We start from the raw sequence: 16,975 nt of genomic DNA on the forward strand, positions 1-16,975 counted from the left end.
AGGGTCCGTGCGGCCCGTCGGCCCCGGCGGCCCCCAACAGCAGACCGCCGTTGCCGCCGGGACCACCGGGGCCGTCCGGCCCGCTGACGTTCGCGCCGCCTTCGCCGCCGTCGCCGCCGTTGCCGATCAGGCCCACGGCATTGCCGCCCGGCCCCCCGGCGCCGGGGGCATTGAAGATCGACTGCCCGCCCGTGCCGCCGTGACCGCCGTTGCCGAACAGCGACCCGCCGTTGCCGCCCGCCCCGCCGGCACCACCCTGGGGCACGATGAACCCGCCGCCGCCGGTTCCTCCAGCGCCGCCGTTTCCGATCAGGTGGGCGCTGCCGCCGCTGCCGCCGTTCTTGCCCTGGGTGCCGTTGCCGCCGTCGCCCCCATCGCCGAACAGCTGACCGCCCGCGCCGCCGGCACCGCCCACGTTGCCCGTGCTGCCGTCGCCGGCGTCGCCCCCGTCGCCACCCATCCCCCACAGCAACCCGCCGCTGCCGCCATGGCCGCCCGCCCCGCCGGAGCCGTCGGTGCCCTGATTGCTGAAGCCGCCGGCTCCGCCGGCGCCGCCGCTGCCGAACAGCCCTATCGCGTTGCCGCCGGCGCCGCCGGTGCCCCCGTTGCTCGCGCCGACGAAGTCGTTGACCCCGCCCATGCCGCCCGCGCCGCCGTTGCCCCACAGCAGGCCACCGGCGCCGCCCCTGCCGCCGGTGCCCCCGGGACTCCCGACGTCGGCACCTTGGCCGCCGGTGCCGCCGGCGCCGCCGTTTCCGAACAACCCGGCGGGCCCGCCGTTGCCGCCGTTTTGGCCGGCGGCGCCGGACCCGCCGTTGCCGCCGCTGCCCCACAGGATCCCGCCGGCGCCGCCGTCTTGCCCCGTGCCGCGCGCCCCGTTGGTCCCGTTCCCGATCAGCGGGCGGCCCAGCAGCAGCTCGGTGGGCGTATTGATGACGTTGAGCAAATCTTGCGCAGCGGTCTGCAAGGACGACACACTGGCCGCCTCGGTGCGCGCATAGGCCGCCGCAGCCGCGCTCAAGGCCTCGACGAATTGCTGGTGGAACGCCGCGGCCCGGGCGCTGACGGCCTGGTATGCCTGGGCGTGGTCGCCGAATACCGCTGCCACCGCCGCCGAGACTTCGTCGTCACCGGCGGCGAGTAGCTCCGTGGTGCGGGTGGCCGCGGTCCAATTGGCTTGGCGCAGAGCCGAACCGACGCCTTCGAGGTCCGTCGCCGCCGCGGCCATCGGGTCGGGTTGTGTGGCGAGAATTGACATTTCTCACCCCCCACGTAGGTGATACCGAGCAAAAGCGTAGCGCGATGTTGGGCGCCGAAGCGAGATCCGAGCAAGGGCCCGGTCGGCGAGCTCGACGTCGAGCGAAGGCTAGGGCCCGGCCTGTCCGTCGGGGCCGGGCAACCCGAGCAGCAGCCCGCCGGCGCCGCCCGCGCCCGGAATTCCGCCGACCCCGGCGCTATTGCCGCCGGCGCCGCCGTTGCCGACGAGTTGCGCGTTCCCGCCGGCGCCGCCGAAAGCCTTGTTCAGGCTGGCGCCGCCGTTGCCCCCGTTGCCGCCGTCGCCGAAGACGGCGGCGTTGCCACCGCGTCCGCCCTGGCCCCCGTTGAACGCCGCGGTGGCGCTCTGGCCGCCGTTGCCGCCATCTCCGCCGCTGCCGAACAGGCCGACGGCGTCGCCGCCGGCGCCGCCCTTACCGCCGAAACCGACCCCAACCGCTTGCCCGCCGTCGCCGCCGCGCCCGCCGTCGCCCCACAGGGTGCCGCCGTCGCCCCCGTTGCCGCCGGGCCCGGTGAACGCGCCGACGCCGCCGACGCCGCCGTCGCCGATCAGCCCGGCGTTGCCACCGTTGCCGCCGTTCAGGCCCTGGCCGGCGCCGCCGGCACCGCCATCGCCGCTGAGCAGGCCGCCGTTGCCGCCGTCTCCGCCGGCGCCGATGAGCGATCCCGCCAAGCCGGCCCCGCTGCCGGCGTTTCCGCCGGCGCCGCCGGTGCCGTGCAACAGGCCGCCGTGGCCGCCGTGGCCGCCGTTCCCGGACGTGAAGTTGACGGCGGACGCGGTGCCGCCGGTGCCGCCGGCGCCGCCGTTGCCGAACAACCCGACCGCGTCCCCGCCCGCGCCGCCACTGCCCGCGCCGTTCTGCAGGGCGGCGGCGTTGTAAGCACCGCCCGCGCCGCCCCGGCCGCCGTCGCCCCACAACAGCCCGCCGGTGCCGCCGGCGCCGCCGCTGCCGGCGGCGGTTCCGGCGACGGTGCTCAGACCCCCCGCCCCGCCCGCGCCGCCGTTGCCGATCAGGCCCGCCCGGCCGCCGTTGCCGCCGTTTTGGCCCGCGGCGCCGGACCCGCCGTCGCCGCCGTTGCCCCACAAAATCCCGCCGGTGCCGCCGTCTTGGCCCGTGCCGGGCGCGCCGTCGGCGCCGTCGCCGATCAGCGGGCGCTGCAGGAGCAGTTCGGTCGGCGCGTTGATGGCGTTGAGGATGCCCTGTTGCACGGCCTGCCAGGGGTTGGCCGTGGCCGCGGCGTTGGCGGCCTCGGCGGCGGCGTACTCGGCCGCCGCGGCATTGAGCGCCTGCACGAATTGCCGGTGGACGGCCGCCGCTTGGGCGCCGACCGCATGGAAATCCAGGGCGTGCGAGCCGAAGGCGGCGGCCACGGCCGCTGACACCTCGTCGGCGCCCGCCGCCACCAGCTGCATGGTGCGCGCCGCCGACGCCGAGGTGGCCTGCCCGAGCGTCGAGTCGATGTTCGCCAGCTCGGTGGCGGCGACCGAGACCAGGTCGGGCTGGGTGATCAGGAATGACATGTACACCTCCACTGTGTTGGCGCGGTGAAGCGCGAAACGTTGGCGCCGTGACCGGTCACGGTCCGTCCCGCCCGTCGGCCCCGGGCACGCCGAGCAACAGCCCGCCGGCGCCGCCAATCCCGCCCGCCCCGAGGTATCCGGTGCCCCCGGCTCCGCCATTGCCGATCAGCCGGGCGTTGCCGCCGTCCCCGCCCACCGATCCGGAGAAGGTGGTGCCCACCCCGGCGTCGCCACCCCGACCGCCGCCGCCGATGACGCCCCCGTCGCCGCCCTGGCCGCCGAAACCGCCCTTGCCCAAACCCTGGGCACCGCCCCCGCCGGCCCCGCCGTCGCCGAAGAATCCGACGGCGTTGCCGCCCGCACCCCCGTGGCCGCCGTTCCCGTAGGCGGATTGCCCGCCCATGCCACCGTGCCCGCCGTCGCCCCAAAAGGCGCCGCCCGCTCCGCCGGTGCCGCCGTCGCCCCCGTTTTCAAAGAGCAGGGTCTGGTCGGCGGCACCGCCCGTGCCGCCGGCGCCCCCGTCGCCGATAAAGCCGGCGGCTCCGCCGGCGCCGCCCACCTTGCCGCCCGTGCTGTTGCCGCCGGCGCCGCCGTCGCCGCTGAACATCCCGCCGGCGCCGCCGTTGCCACCGAAGTTGCCGCGCGTGGCGAATCCGGCGTTGCCGCCGCGGCCGCCGTCGCCGTGCAGCGTTCCGCCGTGGCCGCCCTGGCCGCCCGCGCCGGCAACACTGTTCTGCAAATCCCCGAGCTGACCGGAACCGCCATCGCCCCCGGCCCCGCCGTTGCCGAACAACCCGACGGCGTCCCCGCCCCGCCCTCCGGTACCTCCGGTGGTGGGGGACAACGCGAATCCGCCGACACCGCCGGGCCCCCCGTTGCCGAACAGCAGCCCGCCGGTGCCGCCGGCCCCACCCGGGCCGGCGGACTGGAGGCCGACGGCTTGGCCGCCGGCCCCGCCCGCGCCGCCGTTTCCGAACAGGCCGGCGGGTCCGCCGTTGCCGCCCGGCCCTCCGGGGCCGGCCCCGGTCGCGGGCGTTCCGGAGCCGCCGTTGCCCCCGTTGCCCCACAACAGTCCGCCGGCGCCACCGTCCTGCCCGGTCCCCGGCAACCCGTCGGCGCCGTTGCCGATCAGTGGCCGACCCAACAGCAGTTCGGTGGGGGCGTTGACCGCGTTCAGCACGTCCTGCTGCAGGGTTTGCCAGAGGTTGGCCGCGGCGGCGGCGTTGGCCGCCTCGGTGCTGGCGTAGGCGCGGGCGCCGGCGCCCACGTCCTGGACGAATTGGTCGTGAAAAGCCGCCACCTGGGCGCCGAGGGCCTGATACCGCTGACCGTGAGCGGCGAAGAATGCGCCGACGGCCGCCGACACCTCATCTGCGCCGGCGGCCAGCACCTGCGTGGTCGGGGCCGCCGCGGCCGAATTGGCCTGGGTCAGCGTGGAACCGATTCTCGCCAGATCCGCGGCGGCAGCCGTCACGAGGTCGGGCTCTGCGATCACGAAAGGCATCTCGCTACCTCCGGCGAATCGGCTCGCTCGCCGAGGGGTTAGCGATTGTCGAGCATGCGTTGGGGAGCAAATCTTAACCTGTGTTCGCTGCGACGCAGGCCTAATCGAAAAGCTCTCTTTTGGCCAGATCGGGGGAGGTGACGCCCGCCGCGGATGCGGTCGGGCGCCGAGGAGCACGCTCCGCTAGCCCCGAATGCCGTCGCGGACGACGAATTCCCTTGCCTTGCTGGGAAATTCGAGCTACTCGCCCATCGGGGCGCCCCGCGGCGGAGTCGCCCTGGGTCAGTCGCTGCCGGACAGCGACCGACGCCGCTAGAGCACGTTCGATCCGGGAGTCCCCTGGGTCCCGAACAGCAGACCCTTGTTGCCACCCTTGCCGGGCGTCCCGCCGTCGAGGGTATTGCCGCCGTTGCCGCCGTTGCCGATGAGCTTGGCATCGCCGCCGTTGCCGCCGTTGCCGGCGCTGACGCCCAACCCGGTCGCGAGACCGGCTGCGCCGCCGTTGCCGCCATTGCCGTAGAACACGCCCCCGGCGCCGCCCTGCCCGCCGTCCCCGTTGGTGCCGTCCACGGCGGCGTCGCCGCCGACCCCGCCGTCCCCGCCGCCGCCGAACAGGCCGGCACCGCCGCCGGATCCGCCGTTGCCGCCCGAGCTGCTGTTGAGGCCGGCAAGGCCGGCCCCGCCGGCACCGCCGGCACCGGCTTGCCCGCTCAGCAGCCCGGCGTTGCCGCCGGCCCCGCCGTTGCCGCCGCCGCTGCCCGCGATGCCTGCGACCCCCGTCCCGCCGGCGCCGCCGGCGCCGCCGTTGCCGAGCAGGTGCGCGGATCCACCGGCACCGCCGGCGCCGCCGTCGGCGCCGGCGCCGCCGCCACCACCGTTGCCGTAGAACAGGCCACCGGCACCGCCGGCGCCGCCCGCGCCGCCGGCGGTGGGCCCGGCCCCACCGCCGCCACCGAGACCGCCGTTCCCGAAGAACAGGCCGCCGTTGCCACCCCTGCCGCCGGCGCCGCCGGTGCCGGCGCCCAGCGGATTGTCGGGGTTAGTGCCGTTCCCGCCCAGGCCGCCCGCACCGCCGTTGCCGAACAACCCGGCGTTGCCGCCATGACCGCCGTTGCCGGCCACCCCATTGAGCGCGCCGCCGCCGGCCCCGCCGGCCCCGCCGCTGCCGATCAGGCCGCCCGCCCCGCCATTGCCGCCGTTTTGGCCTATGCCGCCCGATCCGCCCGCGCCGCCGTTGCCGATCAGAATGCCTCCGGCGCCGCCGTTTTCACCCGTTCCGGGCGTGCCGGGCGCGCCGTTGCCGATCAGCGGGCGGCCCAGCAGAGCCTCGGTGGGTGCGTTGATCGCGTTGAGCGCGAGGGCGGCGGCACTATGGGCGTCGGCGCCGGAATACGCGTTGGCGGCACCGTTCAAGGCCTGGACGAAACTCTGGTGGAACGTTTGCGCCTGGGCGGCTAGCGCTTGGAATTCCTTGGCGTGCTGGCCGAATAGCGCCGCGACCGCCGTCGACACTTCGTCTTCGGCCGCGGCCAGCAGCCCCGTTGTGGGGGGCGTGGCGGCGGCATGGGCGCCGTTGATTGTCGAACCGAGACTGTGCAGATCTGAGGCAGCAGCCGCCACCAGATCGGGTATAGCGATCACAGAAGACATCCCGCACCTCCGATTTCCGACACCCCACGACGAAGGCCCGCACTCGAATTGCGGGTAATGGGAAGTTATCTCGATCTGTGTCGCCAGACAATTGGCGCCGGACGAAATGTCCAGCTAATCGGACGAAACGTGCGGGCGACGAATTCCCTTGCCGTGATGAGGAATTCGTGCTGCGCCGGGATGGTCCGCTAAGGGGCTTGCCCGCCGTCGAGCCCGTTGCGGCCGAACAGCGCCGCGGTCGGGGTGTCGCGGCCTCGTTCGCCTCCCTGATCGCCGCCCCGAGATTCGCCAGATCCGTTGCAGCAGAACACATTACGTCCGGCATCGCGTTCACAACCGACATTGCGCGAGCGCAGCGCGAACCTTCGGCGCGCATAGCGAATTCCCAGCAGACGCCTGCACATTCACACCAAACGCAAATGTGTGGGCGAATGTGGCTAGATCAGGCCCGCGACCAACGGCGTGAGCTGCAGGCTCGTGCCGCTTCGGCCGTGTGCGCCGTGGCTGCCGAATGTGCCGGACAGCAGACCGCGGTTGCCGCCCTGACCGCCGACGCCGCCGCTCCCGCCCGGCATGCCGGAGGCGCCGTCGCCGCCGTCGCCGCCGTCTCCACCGCTGCCGGACAATCTGGCGTTACCGCCGTGGCCGCCGGCGCCGCCCGCGCCGCCGGGGGCGAGGGCGCCGATTCCGCCGTTGTTGCCGTTCCCGCCGGCCCCGCCGTCGCCGGTGAACAGCCCGCCGTTGCCACCCCTGCCGCCGTCGCCGCCGGACGCGCCGGGGCTGCCGACCGGGAGGTCCGCCGCACCGGCCCCGCCTTCCCCGCCGGCCCCGCCGCTGCCGGCCAGTACCGCGTTACCGCCCCGGCCGCCGTTGCCGCCGTCGCTGAGGACGCCGACTCCGCCGGCCCCGCCCGCGCCGCCGTTGCCGGAGAGCAGCCCGCCGCGCCCGCCGGCGCCGCCGTTGCCGGCCGCAATCCCGGCGGCGCCCGCCCCGCCGGCCCCGCCGTGCCCGCCGTTGCCGATCAGCCCCGCCGACCCGCCCTTGCCGCCGTTTTGGCCCGGTGCGCCCAGCGCACCGTTTCCGCCGTTGCCCATCAAGAATCCGCCGGGGCCGCCGTTGGAACCGGGCACCAGGCCGTCGACGCCGTTGCCGATCAGCGGGCGCCCGAACAGCGCCAGCAGGGCCACGTTGACCACGAGCAGCAGCGGCGACTCGTTGGCGGCCTCGGCGTCGGCATAGGCGGTCGCGCCCCTGTTGAGGACCTGCACAAACTCCTGATGAAAGGCCGCCGCTCGGGCGCTGAGGGCTTGGTAGTCCCTGGCGTGCGCGTGGAACAGCGCCGTCACCGCCGCCGAGACTTCGTCAGCGCCGGCCGCGAGCACCCCCGTCGTCGGAGCCGATGCCGCCGCCGTGGCGGCGTCGATTGCCGAACCCAGCCTCGCCAACTCCGACGCCGCCGCCGCCATCATTTCGGGCGCTGCGATTACGGTTGTCATGCCACACCTCCGCCGGAAATTTCACGACCCGGCGGTCAGGCAGCTCAGGTGATCGTCGAGCCGAAGGGGAGTGGGCGAGTACCCGTCGATCTCACAAGAAAACGGACACGCAACAAATCTTTCGTTATGGCGTCCGGTCGTCCGGCTGGCGAAGCGCCGCTACTCGGACAGCCCGTTGCGACGGACGAATTCCCTCGCCTTGATGAGGAATTCGAGTTGGTCCCAGACCTGGCTCAACGGCCGCACGCAGCGGGTCGAGCGGGACAACACGATCGCGCCTTCCAGCGCGGCGATCGCCATGACCGCCAACGACTCAGCCTCCTCGTCGGCGAAGCCGTCGTTGACGAATGCCCCGGTCAACGCAGTACACCAGCGGCCCAAGATGACGCCCGCCTCGGCGGAGAGTTTGGGGTCGTCGTCGCTTGACCCGATCGCTGCGGCAACCACCGGGCAGCCCGCGGCGAAGTCGGCGTCGGTGAGCAAGCGTTCCCAGAATTTGACGAACTCGCGCAGCAGGGCCTTGGCGCCCCAGCCGGCGGCGTCGTCGATCATGGCGGTGATGGAGTCCCCGGAGTACTGCAGGGCCTCGGCCAGAATCTGGTTGCGCCCGTCCGGGAAGTGGTAGTAGACCGAGCCGCGCGGCGCGCCGCTGCGGGCCAGCACCTCGTCGATGGTGACCCCGGCCGCCCCGCGCTCGCGCATCACGTCAGCGGCGGCGACCAGCATTTTTGTCCGGGTGTTGCCGCGCTTGGGCGCGCGAGTCGGCGCCTGCGCGCCTGTGCTGGCCCGGGTCATGCAGCCTGCGTGGGCCGGGGTGCCGGCCAGTGCAGATTGCGTGGGCTGAACCGGAACGGCCGGCGTTTGAGGTCGGGCATCTCGCGCGTGTAGTGGTAACCCGCGACGTTGAGCTCGATGATCCACATGATTTTCTCCCGGCCGGTGTGCTGCTCTCATGCGCCGGGGCCGGCGGCTCATGATTATGCTGAGAACCATATAAGACTTTGGTCTACTAAGCAAATGGTTAGCGGCACTAAACTCGCAGACCAGGCAAATATGTGACCTACGTCATTGTTCCTGTCCGCCGCCAAGCTGAGCAAACCGTGAGGATTATGTTCTTTTGCATAATTCTCGCAACCGTCCTGCCGGTCGGATTCTTCCCGTCCCGGCAGCGTGGCGGCCCGCCGTCGCCCACGGCTGGCGCACGCAAACGCCGAACGTGAACGCACGGCGAAAAACAGCGCGGAATTTCGCTGTGCGTTCACGCTCGGCGCAAGGTAGGCCGGCGGCCGCTAACCCTCCAGCGTGTAGCCCATCGGCATCAGCACGCTCTTCTGCTGGGTGAAGTGCTCGACGCCCTCGGGGCCGTTCTCGCGGCCGATGCCGGAGTTCTTGTAGCCGCCGAACGGGCAACACGGGTCAAACGCGTACCAGTTGATCGCGTACGTGCCGGTGCGGATCTTCTCCGACACCTCGATGCCGTGCGGCACGTCGGAAGTCCACACGCTGCCGGCCAACCCGTAGGCCGAGTCGTTGGCGATCTTGATCGCCTCGTCCTCGGTGTCATACGGAATGATGGACAGCACCGGCCCGAAGATCTCCTCCTGCGCGATCGTCATCTTGTTGTCGACGTCGGCGAACACCGTGGGCTGCACGAAGAATCCGCCGTCCAGGCCCTCGGGACGGCCGCCGCCGCACACCAGCCGCGCGCCCTCCTCGATGCCCTTGGCGATGTAGCCCTCGACGCGGGCGCGCTGCTTCTCGCTGATCAGCGATCCGATCTGGGCGGCCGGGTCGTCGGGCTTGCCGACGGGCAGCATCTGCACGAAATTGCTGACCGCGTCCACGATTTCGTCGTAGCGCGACCGGGGCGCCAGGATGCGGGTCTGGGCCACGCAGGCCTGCCCGGTGTTCATGATTCCGGAGAACACCAGCATCGGGACCGCCGACGCCAGGTCGACGTCGTCGAGGACGATGGCCGCCGACTTGCCGCCGAGCTCCAGGGTGCACGGCTTGAGCATCTCGGCGGCGCGCTGGCCGATCTCCTTGCCGACGGCCGAGCTGCCGGTGAACGAGAACACGTCGATGTCGCGGTTTGAGGTCAGCGCCTGGCCGGTCTCGATGCCGCCGGGGACCACCGACAGCACACCCTCGGGCAGGCCGGCGTCGGCGAACACCTGCGCGAAAGCGTTGGCGCTCAACGGGGTTTCGGCGGCGGGCTTGAGCACGACGGTGCACCCGGCCAGCAGCGCGGGGCCCAGCTTGTTGATCGCCAGGAACAGTGGCACGTTCCAGGCCACGATCGCGCCGACCACGCCGAGCGGCTCGCGATGCACGATGGTCTGCCCGTAGCCGCCGGTGCGGATCTCGCGCCACTTGACCTGCTCGACGGCGGGGCCGGCGAAGAAGTTCATCGCGCCGATGCCGCTCATCCACTGCATCGTCTCGACCGAGGTCGGCGGCTGGCCGGTCTCCAGGCCGAGCAGTTTGACGAACCCGTCTTTGCGCTCCTCCATCAGCTTGAGCGCGTTGGCGAGCACGGCCGCGCGCTCCTTCGGTGGGGTGGCGGGCCAGGGGCCGTTGTCGAACGCGGCGCGCGCCGCGGCGACCGCCGCGTCCACGTCGGCCGCGGCCGCCATCGGCACCTTGCCGACGTACTCGCCGGTCGCCGGACAGTGCACCTCGATGACTTCGCCGGTCGCCGGCTCGGTCCATTTGCCGCCGATGAAAAGCTTGTCGTACTCGGTCTTGATGTCGGTCATGGCGCCACCCTACCCAAGCTCGCGCCAGATTAGAACACGTTCCATTACCGGGGTGACAGCACCAGCACCAGATTGCTCACCGCGAACTCGCGCAGCGCCGGCACCGACGTCAGCCACCACGCCCATCGCGGGTGGTAGCGGGGGAATGCGGCGACCAACGCGCCGGTATTCGCGGCCCAGCTCAGCCCCTCGGCGGCCGACACCGCGAACAACGACGACCCGTAGTCGTTCTTCGGCCGACGGCCGTGCTTGCGGGCGTACCGGGCGGCGGCGCGCTCGCCGCCCAGGTAGTGGGTCAGGCCCATCTCGTGGCCGCCGAACGGGCCCAGCCACACGGTGTAGGACAGCACGGTCAGCCCGCCCGGCCTGGTTACCCGCAGCATCTCGGCGCCGAGCCGCCAGGGCCGCGGCACGTGCTCGGCCACGTTGGACGACAGGCAGATGTCCACGCTGTCGTCGGCGAACGGCAGCGCCATCCCGGACGCGCGCACAAACCCGCCCGAAGCACCCGCGAAAGCTGTTCCAGCGGAATGCATTTCGCCCGGGTCCGGCTCCACGCCGAGGTAGCGCAGCCCGGCATCGGCGAAGGCGGTCGCGAAGTACCCGGGTCCGCCGCCGACGTCGAGCAGCGTGCGACCGGACGGGTCCTCGCCGTGCAGGCCGCGCCAGAGTTCACCGACCATCGCCGCGGTGTCGCCCGCCAGCGCGCCGTAGAACCGCGCCGGGTCGGACTGTTCGTAGCGGAACTGCGACAGCAGCCGCACCGAGCGGCCCAACGTCGCCCGTCGCGCGAAAACGTCGGTGACGGCCACCGGCCAACCCTACGGGTCGGGTTAGGCCTGTTGGTCGTGCCGCTGCAGATAGGGGGTCAGGCCGAACTTCTCCACCAGCGTCAGCCAATCCGCCCCCGAGACCGAAAAGTCCGGCGGGTCGTTCACGCGCTGATGCACGTCACGGGGCCAGGAAAATCGACGGTTCAAGCCGGTGGTGGAGTCACGGCATCCGATGCTGAGCGGTTGCATACCGGGGACATGTACGACCATGACCGGCGTCGTGGACAGCGACGAGGCAAACCCGGTCTCGAGGGAGCCAATTCCGAACCCCTGCCGATATCGGTACGTCTCCGGAACCGCGCTCACCTGCGCCAGCGGCGACGCGACAACCAGTGCGTTGGTGTCCAGGTCGACCACCCGCATCGCTTCGGCGTCGACGTCGATGGCCAGGCGCGGTTGATTGACCGATCGCAGGAGTTGTTGTTTTCGCCGCATCGCGAACGGCCCCATCTGCTGGACCAGCAGTGTGCTGGGAAACAACAGGCACCGGGTGGGCTCCCCGGGGTCGGGCGGGCGGACGGCCAAGCTGTGGTTGCCCCGGCGGCCGGCCATCGCGAGAATCTCGCCGAACTCCGCACCCGTCACCCAGGCGTCGATGTCCACCGGCAGGCCGTAGCCGGCGTCGGGCGCGTCGAGCCGCGTGCCGGCAGCCGCGCGAAAGTCACGCCCGCCGAGAATGAAGCGGCGCGGACCGCAGCGCAGATGCAGCGCGGTGCCCATCGTCATGCCGCCGGTGACACCCCACACGCCGAGCGTCGCGTCGGCGAACCGATACACATCGCCCGGCCGCTTGCTGACCGTCATCCCATCGCCGGTGACGTCGATGACGAGATTTCCGTGTCCGGACCGTTGCGACCACCAGTACCAGCCTCCGACGCCGCCGAAAAGGAGCGCCACAGCGCCGTACCGGATCAGCTTGTCCGTCATCTCGGCGGCGAATCCGCCGGAATGACGCATAACCGAGGACTGAACGGCCATGTATAGCCCGCCGAAGACGGCGGTAAAGGCGATGATCGCGACCACTATGATCAGGTAGGACCCGACGGGGTTCTTTTGCCAGGCGGGGTTCGTGAGCGAGGCCCATTTCGAGCCCCAGAAGGGGGGATGAGCCACAAACCTGCGCGATGCGGCGGGCTCATTGCTGATGCTCATCGTGACACGATCCCACCCGCTGGCCAGCCCGTAAAGATTTGCTCGCTGGCCCTCCGTCTAGGCTGGCGGTCGATGTCTACCCTGCGCTCGGTATTGCTGCTGTGTTGGCGCGATACCGGACACCCGCAGGGCGGTGGCAGCGAAACCTACCTGCAGCGCATCGGTGCCCAGCTCGCGGCGTCGGGCGTGGACGTCACGCTGCGCACCGCGCGCTACGCCGCTGCCCCGCGACGCGAAGTGGTCGACGGCGTGCGGATCAGCCGCGCGGGCGGGCGTTATTCGGTGTACCTCTGGGCGCTGGCGGCGATGGCCGCCGCCCGGCTGCGCGGAGCCGCGCCCGACGTGGTTGTCGACACTCAGAACGGCTTGCCGTTCTTGGCCCGGCTGGTCTACGGCCGGCGGGTGGTGATGCTGGTGCACCACTGCCATCGGGAACAGTGGCCGGTGGCCGGGCCGGTGCTCGGCCGGCTCGGTTGGTTCATCGAGTCGCGGCTATCGCCTTGGGCGAACCGTCGCAATCAATACGTGACGGTGTCGTTGCCGTCGGCTCGCGATTTGGTCACCCTTGGCGTCGACAACGAGCGAATCGCGTTGGTGCGCAACGGTCTTGATGAAGCGCCGACGCACACGTTGTCCGGCCCGCGCGCGGCCGCACCGCGCGTCGTGGTGCTGTCACGGCTGGTGCCGCACAAGCAGATTGAGGATGCGCTGAATGCGGTGGCCGAGCTGCGGCCGCGCCTTCCCGGCCTGCACCTCGACATCGTCGGTGACGGATGGTGGCGACAAAGGCTCGTCGACCATGCGCACCGAATCGGCGTGTCCGACGCGGTGACCTTCCACGGCCACGTCGACGACATCACCAAACACCATGTGCTGCAACACTCTTGGGTGCATGTGCTGCCCTCCCGCAAGGAGGGTTGGGGTCTGGCGGTGGTGGAGGCCGCCCAGCACCGGGTGCCCACCATCGGGTATCGATCCTCCGGCGGACTGTGCGACTCCATCGTCGACGGCGTCACCGGGATATTGGTGGACGACGGCCCCGAGCTGGTCGATCGCCTCGAGCAGCTGCTGTGCGACCCCGTCCTGCGTGACGAGCTCGGCGCCAAGGCGCAGGCGCGCAGCGTCGAGTTCTCTTGGGCGCAAAGCGCCGACGCGATGCGCACGGTGCTGGAAGCCGTGCAAGCCGGCACGCCAATCAGCGGCGTCGTTTGAACGGCACGAGTCCCAATAGCCACACCAGCACCTCCGGGTGACCATTACCCAGTGCTGAAAGTCGATAGCACATGCGATATCGCACGGCGCTAATCGGCGCTAATCGAAGTCGAAGATGTCGCTAAGCCGATGGTCAAGGCGCCCCGAAAGCTTCTGCACCACCCAGTGATTCATCGACACACGCTGTTCGGCGGCTTCGAGGGCGAGCCTCGCGTGCAAATTGGGCGAAGTCCTCACCACGAACTTGCCGCTGTAGTGGCGCTCGTTGAGCGGGGCCGGCACTTCGCCGCCATCTCGAATCTGCTCGTCGAGATACTCGTCGACGACGCGCTGCGCGGCGGCGGTGGCCTCCTGCAGGGTGGGAGCCCATTGCTCGAGCCACGGCAGCTCGATGCACCGGCTGGAGTATTCACCGCGCTCAGGTGACCATTCGGCGCGGTAGGTGTAGCGGTTCACCCACGCGTGATGTCGCATGCGCCATCAAGTTTCAAAGTGCACTATCTCCCCGCCGAGAGACGGAAGTGACTGTCGTTAATTCGGGCTCGTGCGCCAGCCGCGTGATGTCGCATGCGCCATCAAGTTTCAAAGTGCACTATCTCCTCGCCGAGAGACGAAAGTGACTACTAGTGACTACCGCAGCGCAGCCTTGCACGAAGCGAAAGGAACGTCACTTCAGCACCGCACCCAATCAACAACGCCAGCCACACCCAATGCGCGGCCAGGGTCGCAAGGCGGCCGGCGGCAGGCGCACCGGAACCGCCGATCCGGTACAGCGCCAACGAGCCGTCGTGATACACCGACGAGAGCCGGTCGACTGTGCGCCCCGCCAGACCCATCTCGCCGCGGGTATCGGCTTCGACGACCAGCCACGCCACCCCGGCCGACGCCAACGCCGACGGGTCGGGCCCGCGCAGCAGCAAGTCCTGCACGGCACGCGCGTGCGCGCCCTCCCCGGGCACGGTCACCCCGCCGATGTCCAGGTCACCGGTGGCCAGCACGTCGGAACGGACCCAACGCTGCAGCGGATCGAGCACCGGCGCCGGACCGGACCACGCAAAGCGCCGCATCGTGCCAACGGGCAGCACCGCCACCGGGCCGGGCGCCGCGTTGATCGCCGCCGCCACGGCGGCCCAGCCCGCCGGGTAGTGCACCGGTTCGACCCGCCCCCACACCCCCCAGGCCAAATCGGGCAGCGCCAACACCAACGCGAGGCAGCAGACCACCGCCGCGCCAAGCGGCCGCAGCCAGCGCCCCAACAGAACCACCGCGCCGGCACCGGCCAGCGCGTATGCCGGCATCGCCAGCGCCACCCACTTCTGCCCGTCGCGCAGCACACCAAGCCCGGGCACAAAGTCGACCACCGCTCCGAGCAGGCGCAGGCCGGGGCCGGTCGCCAAACACGCCGGCACCACGACGGCGACCACCGCCAGCCCCAGCAGCGGCACCGTCGCGGGCCGGCGCGCCAGCACCGGCACACCCAACAACACCACACCCAACAGCACCCCGGCCGACACCAGAGCGAAAAGCGTTGCCCGCGAATCGGGTACGGCCTGACCGTTCCACATCCCGCCGAGGCTGGCCAGGCTGCCAAGGGTGCCCAGGCCGGGCTCGGCGCGTGCAGCGAACGCCGTCACCCCGGGCCGTCCGCTGGCAGCCGTCAGCGGCGAGCCCGCCCCCGCCGCCACCAGCCAGGGCAGCGCGGCCACCACCGCAACAGCCAAGGCCGCGCACAGCCACCGCACCCGGCCCGCGCCGGGGGCAACCACGCAGACCAGCGCCACCGTCGCCGCCAGCAGCAGTCCCGTCGGCGTCAGCCCGGCCAGCGCGACCCAAAACCCGAGCTCGAACAGTGACCGCCGCAGCATCGCCGAAGCCACCCACGGCAGACAGCCGTAGCCCACCAGCAGGCTCCAATGGCCCTGCAACAGCCGCTCGGCGACATACGGATTCCAGATCGCCAGCGTGATCGCGACGAACTGGCCGCCCAACCCCGCCGACGGCAGCACCACCGCCACCAGCCGCGCCGCGCCCAGGCCCGCCAGCCATAACCCCAGCACCAGCAAAGCCTTCACCACGACGCCGCCGTCAAGAGCCGAAGAGGCCACCGCCACCGCGAAATCCTGCGGCGTCGCCCGCGGCGCGGACGTCAACCCCAGCGCGGTATCGGACAGATACGACCGCGGGGTGGACACCGCGTCGCGCAGCAGCAGGTATCCGGGCCGCAGTAGCGGCGCGACCACGAGCAGCGCCAGCAGCAACGCGTACGCCGGTCGGGCCACGCTGGCCCGCATCGGGCTATTCCTCGTCGGGCGGCGCCGGGTCGGGCGCCGGACCCGGATCCGGCGGGGGCGGGTCGGCCCCGGGTGGATCCGCATCATCGCCGTGTTCGGGGCGGTGGGCGGGCAGTTGCTCGGTCTCGGCTTCGTCACCGGGTACGCGCTCGGCTCTGCGGCCGAAGTCGGCATCGTCGTGGTCGGGCGCGGCCAGCGCGCTCTCGGTCCGCAGGCTGAACGAGGCGAGCAGCGCGCCGCCGATCAGCGCGATCAGCCCGATGGCGGTGAACGTGATCGGCAGCACCCGCGACCACAACGCCAGCCGGTCGCGCTCGTCGCGGGCGGAATTGACCTGCGATTCGACGGTGTCCTCGGTGAAGGTGAGCTTGTAGTCGGCCAGCGTCACCTCGGGCTTCAGCGGATCGCGGGCAAAGTAGTGATTGGCGTGATCGGATTGCTTGACGATCGTGCCCGTCACCGGATCCACCCAGAAGGTCCGCTGCGCGGCGTAGTAGCGGACCATGGTGATCTGCTCCGCCGGGTCGCCGCCCTGCACGCCCCACATCGCCGCCGAGGTGGTGACCTTGCCGTCCTCGTCGCCGGCATACAGCGACGGGTAGGTGACCGGAGCCACCAGCTTGCCGTCGGCGTTGTAGCCGACGTTCTGCGTGAAGCGGTAGGTGGTCAGCCCGTTGACGTCTTCCTGGCCTTGGTAGTTGACGTCGTACGCCTTCTGCGCGATCGGGTCGAAGTAGGGATACGTCTTCTTCTCGGTGTGGAACGGAAAGCGGTAGGACAGCCCGTCATGGCGCAGCGGGATCGCGGTCGGCGGGCTCTCGTCGTTGATGGTGCGCGGCTTTTGCACCGAACCCCCGGGATGGCTGTCGTCCGAGACGGCCATCGCGGTCTTGCGGTTCAGCGTCACGCTGTCGACGATGGCCAGCAGCAGCCCGCTGTCCTTCTGCTTGTCGGTGCGCCGCACCGAGGTGCCCGCCTGCAGCGTCACGACGTCGGCGTTGGCCGGCGACTCGACGGTGATCTGCTGCTGCGACGCCAGCGGCACGTTCTGGTTGACGACGACGTGATCGCCGGACAACGACGCCGAGTCCAGCGCGGTCCCGGTGCCGTCGCTGACCAAGGTGGTGTCGATGTTGAGCGGGATCTTGGTGATCCTGCTGCTGGTGTACGTCGACAACAACAGCGCAGCAATCAACAGGGCGGCCCCGAGTCCGATGGTCCCGCACGCCGCGAACCGCAACATGACAGTTCGGTTCACGTTGATGTGACCTCCTTGTTGAA

Annotated in this window: 12 protein-coding genes and 3 pseudogenes; 1 reads left to right on the forward strand and 14 read right to left on the reverse strand. The window is 71.3% G+C overall.

The window, feature by feature from the left end:
* Positions 1–4: 4 nt before the first annotated feature.
* The 11 genes and pseudogenes from G6N66_RS29910 to G6N66_RS00130 all read right to left on the reverse strand — a co-directional run.
* Positions 5–1,258, reverse strand: a pseudogene (locus tag G6N66_RS29910) (PE family protein); the annotation flags it as partial.
* Between the two features lie 108 nt (positions 1,259–1,366).
* Positions 1,367–2,797: a PE family protein gene (locus tag G6N66_RS00090; RefSeq protein ID WP_163645745.1), complete on the reverse strand. Its 1,431-nt coding sequence runs from the start codon at positions 2,795–2,797 to the stop codon at positions 1,367–1,369.
* Between the two features lie 55 nt (positions 2,798–2,852).
* Positions 2,853–4,301: a PE family protein gene (locus G6N66_RS00095; RefSeq protein ID WP_163645746.1), complete on the reverse strand. Its 1,449-nt coding sequence runs from the start codon at positions 4,299–4,301 to the stop codon at positions 2,853–2,855.
* A gap of 312 nt (positions 4,302–4,613) precedes the next feature.
* Positions 4,614–5,951, reverse strand: a complete 1,338-nt coding sequence (locus G6N66_RS00100) for a PE family protein (RefSeq protein WP_085235473.1) — start codon at positions 5,949–5,951, stop codon at positions 4,614–4,616.
* Positions 5,952–6,183: 232 nt separating this feature from the next.
* Positions 6,184–6,327: pseudogene (locus G6N66_RS30205) on the reverse strand (PE domain-containing protein); the annotation flags it as partial.
* A 94-nt stretch (positions 6,328–6,421) separates the two neighbouring features.
* Positions 6,422–7,447, reverse strand: a pseudogene (locus G6N66_RS29200) (PE family protein); the annotation flags it as partial.
* Positions 7,448–7,606: 159 nt separating this feature from the next.
* Positions 7,607–8,242, reverse strand: a complete 636-nt coding sequence (locus G6N66_RS00115) for a TetR/AcrR family transcriptional regulator (protein ID WP_232079164.1) — start codon at positions 8,240–8,242, stop codon at positions 7,607–7,609.
* Positions 8,239–8,370 (reverse strand): hypothetical protein, encoded by a 132-nt coding sequence (locus G6N66_RS29920; RefSeq protein WP_263988783.1) that lies wholly within the window; start codon positions 8,368–8,370, stop codon positions 8,239–8,241. Before G6N66_RS29920 ends, G6N66_RS00115 begins: the two co-directional genes overlap by 4 nt.
* Positions 8,371–8,736: 366 nt before the next feature.
* Positions 8,737–10,206: an aldehyde dehydrogenase gene (locus G6N66_RS00120; protein WP_085234181.1), complete on the reverse strand. Its 1,470-nt coding sequence runs from the start codon at positions 10,204–10,206 to the stop codon at positions 8,737–8,739.
* A 44-nt stretch (positions 10,207–10,250) separates the two neighbouring features.
* Entirely contained in the window at positions 10,251–11,018 is a 768-nt protein-coding gene (locus G6N66_RS00125) for a class I SAM-dependent methyltransferase (protein ID WP_085234180.1), read from the reverse strand.
* Positions 11,019–11,039: 21 nt separating this feature from the next.
* Complete coding sequence (locus G6N66_RS00130) at positions 11,040–12,191, reverse strand: hypothetical protein (RefSeq protein WP_085234179.1); 1,152 nt, start codon at positions 12,189–12,191, stop codon at positions 11,040–11,042.
* Between the two features lie 72 nt (positions 12,192–12,263).
* Between G6N66_RS00130 and G6N66_RS00135 the strand changes: the two genes are divergently transcribed.
* Positions 12,264–13,403: a glycosyltransferase family 4 protein gene (locus tag G6N66_RS00135; protein ID WP_085234178.1), complete on the forward strand. Its 1,140-nt coding sequence runs from the start codon at positions 12,264–12,266 to the stop codon at positions 13,401–13,403.
* 99 nt (positions 13,404–13,502) lie between these two features.
* Here the strand turns inward: G6N66_RS00135 and G6N66_RS00140 are convergent, their stop codons facing one another.
* The 3 genes from G6N66_RS00140 to G6N66_RS00150 form a co-directional block, all read right to left on the reverse strand.
* Entirely contained in the window at positions 13,503–13,859 is a 357-nt protein-coding gene (locus tag G6N66_RS00140) for a type II toxin-antitoxin system HicB family antitoxin (protein WP_085234182.1), read from the reverse strand.
* A gap of 167 nt (positions 13,860–14,026) precedes the next feature.
* A complete protein-coding gene (locus G6N66_RS00145) occupies positions 14,027–15,694 on the reverse strand; it encodes a hypothetical protein (RefSeq protein ID WP_085234177.1) in 1,668 nt (555 codons plus the stop codon).
* Positions 15,695–15,698: 4 nt separating this feature from the next.
* Positions 15,699–16,952 carry a DUF3068 domain-containing protein gene (locus G6N66_RS00150; protein WP_163645748.1) on the reverse strand — a complete coding sequence of 418 codons (1,254 nt, stop codon included), beginning with the start codon at positions 16,950–16,952 and terminating at the stop codon, positions 15,699–15,701.
* Positions 16,953–16,975: the final 23 nt, after the last annotated feature.

The sequence above is a fragment of the Mycobacterium conspicuum genome, from assembly GCF_010730195.1.
GTDB lineage: Bacteria > Actinomycetota > Actinomycetes > Mycobacteriales > Mycobacteriaceae > Mycobacterium > Mycobacterium conspicuum.